General features: G+C 61.8%; 13 protein-coding genes. 8 read left to right on the plus strand and 5 right to left on the minus strand.

Annotation, left to right across the window (positions count from 1 at the left end):
* Nucleotides 1-61 precede the first annotated feature (61 nt).
* On the minus strand, nucleotides 62-370 hold the full coding sequence (locus tag JQ628_RS06345; RefSeq protein WP_212220876.1) for a hypothetical protein: 309 nt from the start codon (nucleotides 368-370) through the stop codon (nucleotides 62-64).
* A 41-nt stretch (nucleotides 371-411) separates the two neighbouring features.
* Nucleotides 412-1,347 carry a formylglycine-generating enzyme family protein gene (locus JQ628_RS06350; RefSeq protein ID WP_212221149.1) on the minus strand — a complete coding sequence of 312 codons (936 nt, stop codon included), beginning with the start codon at nucleotides 1,345-1,347 and terminating at the stop codon, nucleotides 412-414.
* 567 nt (nucleotides 1,348-1,914) lie between these two features.
* Between JQ628_RS06350 and JQ628_RS06355 the strand changes: the two genes are divergently transcribed.
* From JQ628_RS06355 to JQ628_RS06365, 3 genes are all read left to right on the plus strand, one after another.
* Nucleotides 1,915-2,220, plus strand: a complete 306-nt coding sequence (locus JQ628_RS06355) for a hypothetical protein (RefSeq protein ID WP_212220879.1) — start codon at nucleotides 1,915-1,917, stop codon at nucleotides 2,218-2,220.
* 44 nt (nucleotides 2,221-2,264) lie between these two features.
* Nucleotides 2,265-3,236, plus strand: coding sequence for a helix-turn-helix domain-containing protein (locus tag JQ628_RS06360; protein ID WP_212220882.1), 972 nt, complete (start codon nucleotides 2,265-2,267; stop codon nucleotides 3,234-3,236).
* Nucleotides 3,237-3,547: 311 nt separating this feature from the next.
* Nucleotides 3,548-4,621 (plus strand): AI-2E family transporter, encoded by a 1,074-nt coding sequence (locus tag JQ628_RS06365; protein WP_212221151.1) that lies wholly within the window; start codon nucleotides 3,548-3,550, stop codon nucleotides 4,619-4,621.
* A 25-nt stretch (nucleotides 4,622-4,646) separates the two neighbouring features.
* Here JQ628_RS06365 and JQ628_RS06370 read toward each other — a convergent pair whose 3' ends face one another.
* Entirely contained in the window at nucleotides 4,647-5,111 is a 465-nt protein-coding gene (locus JQ628_RS06370; protein WP_212220885.1) for a hypothetical protein, read from the minus strand.
* A 435-nt stretch (nucleotides 5,112-5,546) separates the two neighbouring features.
* Here JQ628_RS06370 and JQ628_RS06375 point away from each other — a divergent pair, with 435 nt between their 5' ends.
* Together JQ628_RS06375 and dinB are read left to right on the plus strand one after the other, a co-directional pair.
* Nucleotides 5,547-6,017: a hypothetical protein gene (locus tag JQ628_RS06375; protein WP_212220887.1), complete on the plus strand. Its 471-nt coding sequence runs from the start codon at nucleotides 5,547-5,549 to the stop codon at nucleotides 6,015-6,017.
* A gap of 879 nt (nucleotides 6,018-6,896) precedes the next feature.
* Entirely contained in the window at nucleotides 6,897-8,459 is a 1,563-nt protein-coding gene (dinB, locus tag JQ628_RS06380; protein WP_433996109.1) for a DNA polymerase IV, read from the plus strand.
* A gap of 17 nt (nucleotides 8,460-8,476) precedes the next feature.
* Here dinB and JQ628_RS06385 read toward each other — a convergent pair whose 3' ends face one another.
* Nucleotides 8,477-8,839 carry a hypothetical protein gene (locus tag JQ628_RS06385; RefSeq protein WP_212220891.1) on the minus strand — a complete coding sequence of 121 codons (363 nt, stop codon included), beginning with the start codon at nucleotides 8,837-8,839 and terminating at the stop codon, nucleotides 8,477-8,479.
* 143 nt (nucleotides 8,840-8,982) lie between these two features.
* On the opposite strand from JQ628_RS06385, the gene JQ628_RS06390 reads away from it, so the two are divergent.
* The 3 genes from JQ628_RS06390 (at nucleotide 8,983) to JQ628_RS06400 (ending at nucleotide 12,848) form a co-directional block, all read left to right on the plus strand.
* Nucleotides 8,983-9,936, plus strand: coding sequence for a cyclase family protein (locus JQ628_RS06390; RefSeq protein ID WP_212220894.1), 954 nt, complete (start codon nucleotides 8,983-8,985; stop codon nucleotides 9,934-9,936).
* Nucleotides 9,937-10,211: 275 nt separating this feature from the next.
* Nucleotides 10,212-12,194 (plus strand): protein-disulfide reductase DsbD family protein, encoded by a 1,983-nt coding sequence (locus JQ628_RS06395; RefSeq protein WP_249127508.1) that lies wholly within the window; start codon nucleotides 10,212-10,214, stop codon nucleotides 12,192-12,194.
* A 30-nt stretch (nucleotides 12,195-12,224) separates the two neighbouring features.
* Complete coding sequence (locus tag JQ628_RS06400; protein WP_212220900.1) at nucleotides 12,225-12,848, plus strand: thioredoxin family protein; 624 nt, start codon at nucleotides 12,225-12,227, stop codon at nucleotides 12,846-12,848.
* A 29-nt stretch (nucleotides 12,849-12,877) separates the two neighbouring features.
* On the opposite strand, the gene JQ628_RS06405 is transcribed toward JQ628_RS06400, so the two are convergent.
* Nucleotides 12,878-13,966 carry a mandelate racemase/muconate lactonizing enzyme family protein gene (locus JQ628_RS06405; RefSeq protein ID WP_212220903.1) on the minus strand — a complete coding sequence of 363 codons (1,089 nt, stop codon included), beginning with the start codon at nucleotides 13,964-13,966 and terminating at the stop codon, nucleotides 12,878-12,880.
* Nucleotides 13,967-13,999 lie beyond the last annotated feature (33 nt).

A 13,999-nucleotide genomic window follows, 5' to 3' on the forward strand; every position in this document is an offset into this window, starting at 1 on the left:
CCCCTACTTCGCGCGGGCTTCCGCACGCGTGGTCAGCAGAGGATCGGCCGGACCATGGCGTTCAGGCTGCCCTGCCGCCGGCCATCGAGTTCTTGATGAGACCGACAATCGCAGTGACAATCGCGCCGGCCACGCCGCCGCCGACCGCCTGCCCGGCCAGGGCCGCGATATCGATGTCGCCCCCTGCGGCGCCCTGCAGCATCGGCAGCAACGCGGTGAGCAGCGTGCCGCCGCCCGCGCCGCCGAGTGCACCGGCGATCGTGTTGCCGAGCGCGCCGAGATCGAAGTTCTTCATCGCGGCCCCAGCCGCGTTGCCGCCGATCGCGCCGGCGATGAGCTGAATAATGAGATTGATCACGGTTGCCGACATCTCGGTTCTCCTCTTTGTTGCGACTTGATGTTCCGGTGCCTTTATGCGGCTCCTTCGCTCGCGCCGGTTCGACGAACGACGCAGCGGAATCCGACGTGGCTGGTCGAGGTGTCGACCGGCTCGGCATGACGCGCGGCCGGCCGGTAGCGGCGGCAATAGTTGGGCGCGCAGAGGTGCGAGCCGCCCTTCAAAACCTTGCGCGGAATGCGGATATCGGGTTGACATGGATCAAGGCTGCCGGCCTCCGGGCCGCCGCGCGGATTTTGCGGAATGCAGCAGGCCTTGGGCGCGTCGGCTTCATGCCTTGTCGACCACCAGTCGGAGGTCCACTCCCAGACATTGCCGATCATGTCGTAAAGGCCATAGCCGTTCGGCGGAAACGCCGTCACCGGCGAGGTGCGCTCGAAGCCGTCCTGCCCCAGATTCTCGGTCGGAAAATTGCCCTGCCAGATATTGGCCATGTGCCGGCCGCCCGGCGCGAGCGCATTGCCCCAGGCATATTCCTCGCCGTCGAGGCCGCCACGCGCGGCGAACTCCCATTCGGCTTCGGTCGGCAGATCCTTGCCGGTCCATTTTGCGAAAGCCATGGCATCGGCAAAGGACACGTGCACGACGGGATGATTGTCCGATACGTTGATGCTGCTCTTCGGCCCGTAGGGATGCCGCCAGTCAGCCCCTTTCATGAAGGTCCACCACTGGCTCCAGTCGCGCAGGTCGGTGACGCGCCGCGGCGGTGAGAACACCAGCGATCCCGCATAGATCATGTGCGGCAAAGCGCCGGGATAATCCCTCGGATCGGGCGGGACCTGCGCCGTGGTGACGTAGCCGGTCGCCCTCACAAAATCCTTGAATTGCCGGTTCGTCACCGGCGTACGGTCGATCCAGAAGCCGTCCACCGATACGCGATGCACCGGCGCCTCTTCCGGATAATGATCGTTCGATCCCATCCGGAAGGTGCCGCCTTCGATCCAGACCATTTCGTCGGTCTGGCGCTCATCCGGCTGCGCTTCGCTGTCTCCGATTTCCGTCGGCTGCACGGCTACGCCCCTCCACGCATGTTGGCGGCCTACTGGCAGTAGTCCCAAAAGTCCTGCGTGCGGGATGATTGGTCCGAGGCAGCTTGCGTGCCGAGCGCGCGCGCCGCCCCGATATTCATCGGGCAAGCGGGAGTGGATGACGCACCGAGCGCAAGTGTTACGCCGCAAGCCAGACCGCCGAGAATGTTGGAAAAGTCACGTCCCCGACGATCAGCCGTCGTCTTTGATGAACGCATTTGTCGAGCCCTTTCATTTTCAACCCCGCCGGACTGTCCGGACGAAGGAAACAAGTCAGCCCCACTTTCCTTTTTCCATGCGCACGCGCTGCGCATACTCCTCCTCTGTCGGCCCACGCTGGTGATGCAACGTAGACGTGCTTCAGCTCCCTGGAAATTGCTAAGATAGATCAGCGCGAAGGGTCTGTGATGTGCAGTTCGTGCCAAATGCAGGCCGGGCCATGTCACACCTAACGAAAAATGGCTGGACGTCGATCAATCGATCGGCGTCATGCAAATCACCTTTTATGAAAAGTCGCCGAAGTTTTTCGGCGCAAGCTGCAAGGGCTTGCGTGGCAACGACATCGTGCCGCGTCAAACCGGCTTAGCGAAACAAGGTCAGAGCCAGCAAAGCCACAGGTATGGAGCCCACCACGATCACAGCAATGCGGTAAAGCAGTTCATTTCCCATGCACGCAAGGCTAGCCTCGGCGACGCGGGTAACAAGTGCACTATGTGCCAAAAATTCCCGAATGCAGAACGCACGCCGGATCGCGCAAATTGTCGCCGTTGCAAAAAAGTCATTGTCGCCAGTTAGTTGTGTGACCTATTGTACTCGCGTGGCAGTTCGAGGCGCGTTACATGGGCGAACAGCTTTCAGTCAGCAGCGCTGACCTGAACAGCTTCGAGGGATTGCACGAAGCTGTGCGTGGTTCGCATGTCGATGTCATGCAGCTACGGCGCGGCAGACTGCGCGGCACGCTATCGCATGTCGGTATCGGCGATTTCTCGCTCAGCGTCGGCTCGTTCAATCTCGGCGTCCGCACCCAGCGCACCTCCAGCGACGAAAAACTGATCGTCGGCATGCTGCTGTCGGCGGAAGACCGCGTCACCCATTTTGCCTTCGACATGAGCCCGGCCGACGTGCTGGTGATTCCGCCCGCGGTAGAGCATGACGGCATCTTCCATGGCGCATCATCCTACGCGGCACTGCGATTCGACCTCGACGAGGTCGTCACCATGTTTGCCGGCGAGGCACGCCTGAGCGACCCCGCGACCTGGTGCGAGAGGAATCGCTTTCGCGCCGATCCCGCCATCGCCGCCATGACGGCCGGCCGCCTGCCGCAAATCGTATCCCGCCTTACGCAACATCAGCACGCGCTGAACCAGGCATCCGCCGATTTCTGGAAACGTGCCATCATCGACTGCATCACCGCAACGATCGTCCAGTCACTGCCGCCCGACGACCTCGGCACGCTGCCGTCCGCATTGCGGCTCGTCCACAATGTCGAGGACTATCTCGCCGCCGCCGATGCACGCCCCGTTCATGTGTCGGAGATTTGTACGGCGTTCCGCGTATCGCGGCGCGGGTTGCACCGCGCCTTCCATGAGGTGTTCGGCATCGGCCCTGTCACGTTCCTGCGCCACAAGCGCCTCTGCGCGATCCATTCCGCGCTAAAGGAAAGCGCGCCCGGCAAGACCACCGTTGCAGAGGTCGCCATGCAGCAAGGCTTTGCCGAACCTGGCCGCTTCTCGCAATATTATCGCGAGCTGTTCGGCGAGTACCCGTCGGAGACGCTTGGGCTGCGCGGCCGGCGCGCGGCATTGAACTGAACGCTCGCGACCGCGTTAGCATCCCGAACACCGGCAGATCGCCACCCGATCGTCCGCGATCAAGCTGAATGGCAGCCAAGCCAGGCGTTATGCCGAAATTTCCCGCGACGGATGAACCGCATCATCCCAGGCGCCAAGGCCGGTCGCCGCGGCGAATCGTGATCGAGTGAGCGTGGAAGCCCCTCGAAGCGCCGTGGTATCATAAGGCGATGGACGGGCGACCGCCGGAGACGGATTGCAGGCTCTCTCAATCGGCCCGGATGCTACGGATGACTTCGCAAGATGCAGAAGCTGATGAAAGCGAGACAAGCGTGCTTAGATTTGAGAACCAAAGCTTTTTGATCCTGCTGCTCGCCGTTACCGTCGCTTTCGCCTGGATCCTGTTGCCCTTCTATGGCGCCGTGCTCTGGGCCATCGTCGGCGCGGTGATCTTTGCCCCGCTCAATCGGGCATTGCTGACGTCCATGCGCGGAAGGTCAAGCCTTGCGGCCGCGGCTACTGTCCTGATCATTTTGACACTGGTCATTCTGCCGCTCGCGATGATCGCGGCGTCCCTGATTCAGGAAGCTTCCGGCATTCACGCCAAGCTCCAGTCGGGTGAGTACGATTTCGGCCGCTTCATCCAGCGGATATTCGAGGCCCTGCCCGCTTGGGTAACCGGCATACTGGATCGCCTCAACCTGACCGACCTCGCAGCCGTTCGCGAAAAACTGGCGGCCAATCTCATGAGGGGCGGACAGCTCGTCGCTCCCCAGGCGCTGAGCATCGGCATGAACACGCTGGATTTCGTGATCGGCCTCGGCATCATGCTTTACCTGCTGTTCTTTCTGTTGCGCGACGGCAGGGCGCTGGCCGAACGGGTCAAGCAGGCCATTCCACTGCACGCCGATCAAAAGACCGCCTTGTTTGCCCGATTTGCCGACGTCGTTCGCGCGACGGTCAAGGGTGGAATCCTGGTGGCCATTGTCCAGGGCACGCTCGGCGGCATCGCATTCTGGTTTCTCGGAATCCATGCACCGCTGCTTTGGGCGGTGGTGATGACGTTCCTGTCCCTGCTGCCCGCGGTCGGCGCCGCCCTGGTCTGGCTTCCCGCTGCAATCTATCTTCTGGCCAGCGGAGCCGTGTGGCAGGGCATCGGCCTGATCGCATACGGCGTGCTCGTCATTGGACTGGTGGACAACATCCTTCGTCCGTTCCTGGTCGGCAAAGGCACCAAGCTGCCCGATTACGTCGTGCTGATTTCAACGCTGGGCGGCATCGAGGTTTTCGGCCTGAACGGCTTTGTCATTGGCCCGCTGATCGCAGCCATCTTCATGGTCACCTGGGAAATCTTTTCTTCTTCCAGGCAGACGGCAGGCGACCAGCCAGCCGCCCCCAAAGAATGACCCGACAGGGGCAGATTGATCTCGGCTAGGCCGGATCGACCAGGTCGCCGATCATGGTGCAGGTAACACCGGCAGTCCCCGACTGATTTTGCTCAACCAACAGGTATGGAAATCGCCCTTCACCTATCAACCAGCGTGTCTGGAGGTTCGCGCTGGTGTAGTAGAAACCGCCCGCTACCGGCGGGACATACGGGATTGGAATCGGCAAAACCCGAGCAAGGGTATCAGCGCCATTTGCTACTGTTGAAATTTGTAGAATCGCCCGGCGCGGCTGGGATGCCGTCAGAATATTGCAATTGATTTCACGTACCATCAGGCGTTTGTTTGGCGGCAATTGCGAGAAGAAGACCGGACAAAGAGACGCGCTACACATCCCGGACGCGCTCTCGTCCCAGTAAGTGCCGACAATGACGGGGGCTGCGTTGGCCTGGGTAGCGACGACGAGCGCACTGGCAACGGTCGCAAAGAGAGCTAGGCGACGAAAAAACACCGTTAATCTCCATTCAAGTAAAAATGGCAGCTAATCCTAGCGTCGCGGGAGCGTCAATAGAGCAGCCATCGCTCTTCTTGTGGCCCTCTCTTGAAAGCGCTGCCGTGCGGGTGTTGGTGGCCCGAGATCAGGCGCGGCACATCCGCGCACCGCATGGACACCGGCAAATGAAATTTGCCGCCCGCACCGCTTGCGCTTCTCGATCTTTCTTCCGGCTGCTCCACCATGAGGTCGCAGTCGGTTCGAGCGCGGTAAAGCTATCTGCCCGGACTTGGCGGCTGCGGTATTTGGGTCAGCCTCCAGGCGCAACAGAGCGCCTCGAATTGCCAGCAGGGGGAAAGCCAGCCAAACTGCTCGGACCGTGTTTATCCGCGGCGATCCGAATTTTTGACTTGCCGCGCGGTAGAGCGTCGACAAAAAACCGCGGAGTAAAAAATGAAATTGGTTTGTTTTTTTGTTTCTCTCGTTCTGGCCGTGCTTGCTTCAACGATGGCGGTCACCTCCGCTTCAGCCCAAGGGGTCATAATCGTCGGCAACCTCTACGAGGAGACCAAGTCTGCGTCATGCTTTGGTGCAGGCAACTCGGCCTGCCATCTGATTTTCAATCCTGCACCGCCGACGAACAAGATTCTGATCACAGACGTTAGTTGCCTGTTCACTCACACCCAACCGATTGCGCAATCGGCGATTGCCGTGTCCGACAGTCCAACGTCCGGACCATTTCGCCGATTTGAGTACTTCCCCGCGCAAACCGGTAACGCCCAGGCGGGCAACACCTTCTCCGCCGCAAAATTCAAGACCAACTTCCTGTTTGGGGAGGGAAAATACCCAGCGATATACTTCAACATGGTGGCCGTTGGCACAGGCCAAATAACCTGCAAAATAGTGGGCGTCGTTCAGCCGTAGGTTGGGCGTCCGCGGGGCGAGGTAGCTGTCCGTCGTCAGCCCCTCAACGCGTATCGAGCGGTGGAAAGAAGCTCCGGCAAATCGGACGTGAGCGCATGTTTCCCGAACTTGGGAAACAGGTCTGACGGACGGTCGATCAACTTCGCGCATCGCCTCGGCCGCGGGACAAGAAAGCCGCGGCTCGCCGACGTGAAACGAACGCTTGTCGAGGTGAAGGATCGCCCGATGGATGAATTAAATCGGGCGCACAGTGCTGGATGTTCGAACGATCGGCGTATCCCGTCGACGTTGCCCTTTCCCTGTTGCGCGGCGCCAATCATGCCGGCCTTATGCACACGAACTGGCCGCGAATTCCGTTGCGCACGGAATCGAATTTCCCGAGCAATCTCAAGCTGATTTGGCTCGTCCAGATCGCCGTGCAAAATATTTCGCTTTACGATTCTGAAAATCAGAAGTATAACCCACCCGTCTCGCACCCACATGAGGGGCGTATCGCCATCGTCACGACACGTTGGGCGCGGGATGCGATGGACGCAGTGGCGCCACAGGCGAGTGGCGTTGCGCTTCAAGAGAGGACTGCACGGGCCATGCCCGGCGAAGCCTCTCCTGACCCGCCGAAGTCCGCCTTCGGACGAAGGCGGTTGGCGAAGCCGGGCTGCGTACGGTCAAGTCGTGTGGTTCTGACGCCGCGAGGCTGGCGTCAAGTTCGTGAGAAGCTGGCGCTTCTCAGGGATGACGGTGACAACGAGCTCGCCCCACCGGGAAGATCACGAAGTAAGCCGTAACACCATTGCGCAGGGGATGTCGGAGTGTTCTCCGCTCACCTGTATGCTCGTGTGCAGCTTTTTGTGCTTGCGCATCAGGCACACGAGACCGCGGGTGCAGCGCGCACCCGGCATTCCCTGCGCCCTCTGGCTTCAGAGGGGCAACGAATTTCAAAACTCGGATGCAAATTGCGTCGCGAGAACGAGAACACACACTCACTCGTCATCCCCGCACAGGCGGGGATCCAGTATTCCAGAGACAGCTGTGATTGAACCGAGAAGCCGCGGCGTACTAGATTCCCCGCCTTCGCGGGGAATGACGACTGACGTCGCGGCAACAGTGTCCTACGCCGCCTTCGGCTTGACACTCACCACCCGTGTTCTCATTATGTTCTCTACGCAAAAATCTCGCTGGGGGCGAACGGTCGGCATGGCAATGACAGCCACCATCCTCCACGCGGATCTCGATGCGTTTTATGCCTCGGTCGAGCAGATGCTTGAGCCGTCGCTGCGCGGCAAGCCCGTTGCCGTGGGCGGCGGAGTCGTGCTGGCGGCTTCCTACGAGGCCAAGGCGTTCGGAGTCCACAGCGGCATGTCGGGACGGCAGGCCAGCGAGCTCTGTCCGCATCTGATTTTTGTCGAAGGACATTTCAGGGAATACCAGCGGCTGGGCGATGCCGCCATCGAGGTGATCGGCGATTTCACGCCGAGCATCGAGCGGATTTCCATCGACGAGGCCTTCGCCGATGTGGCGGGCTGCACGCACCTGTTCGGTTCGCCCGCCGAAATTGCTGCGGCGATCCGCCGGCGTGTGCGGGTGGAGCTGGGCCTTCCCATCTCGGTTGGCGTGGCGCGCACAAAACATCTGGCGAAGATCGCTTCACAGGTGGCCAAGCCGGACGGGCTGGTGGTGGTCGATCCCGGCACCGAATTGCAATTCCTTCATCACCTGCCGGTCGAATTGATGTGGGGCGTAGGCCCCGTCACCAGGGCCAAACTGGCCGGGATCGGCGTCGCAACGATCGGACAGCTCGCAAGGCTGCCTGGATGGTCGCTCGAACATTTGCTCGGTCCTGCCGCGGGAGAGAAACTTGCCGCGCTCGCATGGAACCGCGATCCACGCGCCATCCAGACCGACCGTCGTGCCCGCTCCGTAGGCGCGCAGTCGGCGATCGGCAGGAAACCGGTCGAGGCGCGGATTTTCCGGCCGACCCTGTTTCACCTTGCCGACCGGATTGGCACCCGGCTCCGGGCCAGATCGAAGCCCGGGCGGACCGTGACGGTGCGCGTTCGTTTCGCCAATTTGAACTCGGTGACGCGTTCGGTCACGCTCGATGCGCCGATCTCCGCGACCGTGATCCTCGCCGAGCTTGCCGAAGAGCTTGTCCGGGCGGTGCTCGCAGAACATCCCGAGGAACAGACCATCTCGCTGCTGGCGATCTCGGTGTCGCACCTTGAGGAGCACTGGGACCTGGAGCTGGAACTGCCGCTGGGACTTCCCGATGAACCCCGCCGTCCCGGCAGCAAAACAGGCATGGCGCGGTGGGCGGCCGATCGCGCCGTCGACAAAATCCGCGATCGTTTCGGATGGGACGCCATCGGCTACGGCTCGGTCGCGCTGGGTATCGCCCGTTCCGTTCCCGATGCGTTTCGTGAACTTGCCGAGAAGGATTTGTGACGTTGCCGCCTTGCTCCTCAGCGCATGCGAATCTTGCGTTTCGACATGTTGCCCTTGTGGCTGCGAAATTCCGCACGGCTGTCGCGGAAGCGCTGCTCGCGGATTTCGCGTGCCCGGATTTGCCGCCTGACGTCGTCACGAACACTTTGCGTGATCGATTCCCGAACCCCTCGCGCGGGGTCGAAGGCATGCACCGGCGTATTGGCGCATATCAGGCCCAGCAGTCCTGCAAGGAACAGTTGAACAATTCGGGTGCTGATCATCGTCTTCTCGTTTGTCGTGGTCCTGTAACGCGTTGTGCCGGCCGATGGTTCACGATGCTGCGGTGCAATTCGAGAGATGGTGCGCCTTTGTCGTTCGAGGGCGGCGGTCAGGTTCACGTGCCACAGTCGGGCTGGCGTGGTGTGTGCGCAGACGCCACACCGCTGCGGCGCGCGCCGGGACTTGAAACCGCCGCGAATGGAACCGCACTATCCGTCTCGGGGGTGCCGGTAGCAGAGCGCCCTGTCATGGGAGGAGACAGATGAGAGCATTCTTGTTGGGTGCGGCGATCACGCTTGCCTTTTCCACCGTTGCCGGCGCGCAGGCGCCAAGCTGGACGGTCCCGCCGGAAAGTGCGCGCTGCCCGTCGAAATGGGGCGCGGCCGATGAGCGCGGTTCGGCCAATCACCAGAAGCCTGCGGCCGTATTGAACGCCGCCAAACTGATCAAGACCGGCGAAGTGATCGAGCTTGCGCATGTGCTCGGTCCGAGCATGGCGTTCTTCGGAACGCGGCGGTTTGACATGCACACCAAGCGCACGTTCATGAACGAATTCTCCAACATGCGCGGATCGAACGAGGAGATAATCATCACCGAACTCGGCCAGGTCGGCACGCAGTTCGACGGCTTTGCGCACCAGACCCATCTCGATAGCTGGTACAATTGCCAGAAGGTGGCCGAAAATACCGACCGCACCGGCTTCAAGAAGTTCGGCATTCACAATGTTGGCGCGCTGTTCACGCGCGGCGTGCTGATCGACGTCGCCGGTTTCAAGGGCGTCGAGATGCTGGGTGACAATTACGAGATCACGGTGGCGGATCTCGAGGGCGCGCTGAAGAAGCAGAACCTGACATTGCAGGCGGGCGATGCCGTCGTCATCCACACCGGCTGGGGCAAGCTCTACGGCAAGGACAACCCCCGCTATGTCAAATCCTGCCCGGGGCTCGGTGTGCCGGCCGCGCAGTGGATCATAGCAAAGGACCCGATGCTGCTCGGTGCCGACAACTGGCCGGTCGAGGTCGCGCCCAACCCCGACAAGCAATTGTCCTTGCCGGTGCATCAGCTCGCGCTGGTCGTGAACGGCGTTCACCTGCTGGAGAACATGAAGCTCGACGAGCTCGTGCAAAAGGGCGTCAGCGAATTCGCCTTCGTGATGCAGCCGCTGAAGATCCAGGGCGGCTCCGGCTCTACGGTGTCGCCGATCGCGGTGCGGTAGCGGCGGCGCCTTTGCCGTTAACGATTACGACTCCCTGCAAGCTCCCGGCTTGCAGGGAGCTGGTTCACCGGCTTGTGATGCCACAGTTTGCGGCATCGCGGGGTTTTTCATAGGACGTTGCCCAGGATTGGCTATTCACCGTGTTCTCATTCTCGCTGAGGCTTATGATCGTTCGTCATCTTGTCCGCGCCTTGACCTTAGGCCTATGCCTGTTCGCCCTCGCGTTCACGTCCGCGCGGGCGCAGAACGCGGCTGACCTCGTCAAGGTTGAGTTGTTGGCCGAGCCCGCGGCCATCGTGCCGGGCGAGCCTTTCAGCGTCGGCGTGAAGCTGACGATGAAGCAGCATTGGCACACCTACTGGCGAAATCCCGGCGACTCCGGCGAGCCGACGCAGGTGACCTGGAAATTGCCGCAAGGCTTTTCGGCCGGCGATATCGAATGGCCAGCGCCATCGCTGATCCGGGTCGGGCCGGCCGCAAACTTTGGCTACGAGGGCGAAACGATCCTGCTGGCGCGTATCACGCCGCCGCGCGACCTTGCGCCTGGTACCACGGCCAATCTCGCCGCCGATGTCGGCTATCTCGTCTGCGAGAAAATCTGCATCCCCGGTGAGGCCTCGGTCTCGCTCGCGGTTCCTGTCGCGCAGCCGGGCGCGCCGTCCCAGACCAATGTCTTGTTCGATGCGGCCCGCGGCAAGCTGCCGCAACCATCGCCTTGGAACGCGACCTTTGGCACCGACGCGAAAACAATCACGCTGTCGCTGCACGCCAGCGACCTGCGCGGCGACGCCATCCGCTCGGCGACATTCTTCCCCTACGACAATTCGCTGATCGAAAATGCCCCAAAGCAGATTTTGCGCAACGATGGGCAGACGACGCAGATCACCATCGAACGCAGCCAGATCGCGAAAACGATTCCAAAAGCGATCGACGGCGTGCTGGTGCTGGAGGAGGACATCGGCGGCAAGACTGTCCCGCATGCCTTTGCGATCGAGGCGACGCCGTCTGCCGGCCCGGCGGCAGGCGAGGGCGGCATGACGCTGCTCTACGCCATGATGTTCGCGCTGATCGCGGGCGTCATCCTCAACTTCATGCCCTGCGTCTTCCCGGTGCTGTCGATCAAGATCCTGCATCTGACCGAGCAAAGAGCCGAGACGCCGCGCCGCGTGCGCCTGCATGGCATCGCCTATGCGCTGGGGATACTGGCCTGCTTCACCATTCTGGCAGGAGTGCTGTATGGGCTGCGCGCCGGCGGCGCCGAGATCGGCTGGGGCTTTCAGCTCCAGTCGCCGCTGATGGTCGCATCATTGGCGTTCATCCTGTTCGCGCTTGCCTTGAGTCTTTCCGGTATCCTGGCCGTCGGCGCGTCGCTGACCCGCGTCGGCGGAAGCCGTCTTCTGCAACAGGGCGGCCTGCCGGGTTCTTTCTTTGCCGGCGTGCTGGCAACGGTGGTGGCGACACCATGCACCGCGCCGTTCATGGGGGCGTCGATCGGCTTTGCGCTGGTGCAGCCGTTTGCCGTTGGGCTAGCGGTATTTCTCGCGCTCGGGCTTGGGCTCGCATTGCCGTTTCTCATTCTGGCCTTTGTCCCGGGCCTGCAACGACTGCTGCCAAAGCCAGGACGCTGGATGGAAACGCTGAAACAGCTTCTTGCTTTCCCGCTCTACGCGACCGTGGCCTGGCTGATCTGGGTTCTCAGCTTTCAGGTCGGCGCGACGGGATTGCTCGCCGCGCTGGCAGCGCTTGTGTTGATCGCGTTCGGCGCGTGGGCTTATGGACTGTCGCAAGGGCATGCGAGTGGAGCGAGGCGTGCCTTTCAAGGCTTGACCGCCATCGCGCTTGCCGGTGTGGTCGCGCTTGCCGTGGTGATTGACCTCAATCGACCGACTGAATCGACCGCACAGGCCGCATCGTCGAAGGCCGGCTACGAAGCCTTCAGCCAGCAGAAGCTCGATGCGCTGCTGGCTTCCGGGCAGCCGGTCTTCGTCAACATGACGGCGGCCTGGTGCATCACCTGCCTCGTCAACGAACGGACCGCCCTGTCGACGGGCGCCGTGCGCGAGGTATTCGGGTCCAAGCGCATTGCTTATCTCAAGGGCGACTGGACCAATCGCAATCCGGAAATCACGCGCCTGCTCGAGAAATTCGGCCGCAGCGGCGTGCCGCTTTATGTGCTATATCGCAGCGGCAGCGAACCCGTGGTGTTGCCGCAGATCCTGACGCAATCGCTCGTGCTGGATGCACTCAAGCAAATCTGAACCCGATCGCATCGAAGTTGGAGACAGACAATGGATAGACGCACGTTCACGACGATGTTCGCTTCCTCCGCCGCCATTCTGCTGCTGGCCGGTACGCCGTCGCAGGCAGAACCGAAGGTCGGCACGCCGGCTCCCGCATTCTCGGCCGTGAACACCGACGGCAAGACGGTCAATCTCAACGATTATAAAGGCAAGACGGTCGTGCTGGAGTGGACCAACGACGGCTGTCCCTATGTCCGCAAGCATTACGGCACCGGCAACATGCAGGCGCTACAGAAGAAATGGACCGAGCAGGGCATCGTCTGGCTGACCGTCATCTCCTCGCCGCCCGGTGAACAGGGATTTGCGGATGCCGCCCGCGCCAAATCCCTCACCGCGGAGCGCAACGCAAAGCCATCGTCAGTGCTGCTCGATCCCAAGCAGCAGGTCGCTCGCGCCTATGGCGCGACCGTCACCCCGCACATGTACATCATCAAGCCGGACGGCGTGCTCGCCTATGCCGGCGGTATCGACGACAAGCCGACGACGCGCGCCGCTGACGTCAAGGATGCGAAGAACTTTGTCGACGATGCGCTGGCCGAATTGAAGGCTGGAAAGTCGGTCTCCAATCCCGCGACGCGCGCCTATGGCTGCACGGTGAAGTACTCGTCATAGGCTCCGCGACCCGGCTCTCGCCGTACGCGCTACGGCGAGAGTTTTGCCAGTCCGTCCCAGTCGAAGGTGATGCCATGGCCAAGTCGCGTTGGAGCTATGGCCATTCCCTGTTCGAGCACCAGCGGGTGCTCGATGTAGCGGCCAAGCCCGAATCCGTGCGCCTCGAGATAGGAGCGGTTCGGGCAGGCCGCGAGCAGATGCACCGTGACATCATGCGCGCCGTGGCTGGTCACTGGCAGATTGAATGCCTCCGCCAGCCGCGCGATCTTCATGAAGGAGGTGACGCCGCCGCAATTGGTGACGTCGGGCTCCGGATAGGAGACCGCACCGGCCTCGATATAATTCTTGAACTCCCAGAGCGAGCGCAAATTCTCGCCTGCCGCGATCGGCACGCCGCCGGCCGACATGATGCGGGCGTGACCTGCGATATCGTCGGGAATGATCGGCTCCTCGAGCCAGGTGAGATCATATGGCTGCAAGGCGCGCGCGGCGCGAATGGCTTCCTCAACCGTCCATTTCATGTTGGCATCGGCCATCAGCGGAAAGCCTTCGCCGAGATGCCGGCGCATCGCCTGCACGCGCTTGACGTCGGAAGCAAGGTCGGGGCGGCCGACCTTCATCTTGATGGCGCGAAAGCCCTTGGCGAGATTGTCGTCGGTCTGCTTCAGCAAAGCTTCGACCGAAAGATCGAGGTCGATGCCGCCGGCATAGCAGGGCACGCGCGCGTCAAAGCCGCCGAGCAGGCGAAACAGCGGCAGACCGGCGCGGCGCGCCTTCAGGTCCCACAGCGCGATGTCGAGCGCCGAAAGCGCGAGCACGACCGGCCCGCCGCGGCCGCCGTAATGCAGGCCCCACCACACGTGATTCCAGATCGCTTCGGTATCATCAGCCTCGCGGCCTGCGACCAGCTCGGGAATTTCTCGCCTGAGAATATCGGCAACCGCGCCGCCGTTGCGGCCGACGGTGTAGGTATAGCCGACGCCTTCAGCTCCGTCGGAATCGCGGACGCGGCATGTCACGAGTTCAAACGCCTTGATTTCGCCGTGCGTGCTGTCTGAAAGAGTAACCGTCAGCGGAATCCGGTAGAATCCGGTCTCGATTGATTTGATCAGTGCCATTCGCTTCCACCCATCATTTCATGACATCGTAGG

Source organism: Bradyrhizobium lablabi (assembly GCF_018129385.1).
Taxonomy (GTDB): domain Bacteria; phylum Pseudomonadota; class Alphaproteobacteria; order Rhizobiales; family Xanthobacteraceae; genus Bradyrhizobium; species Bradyrhizobium lablabi_C.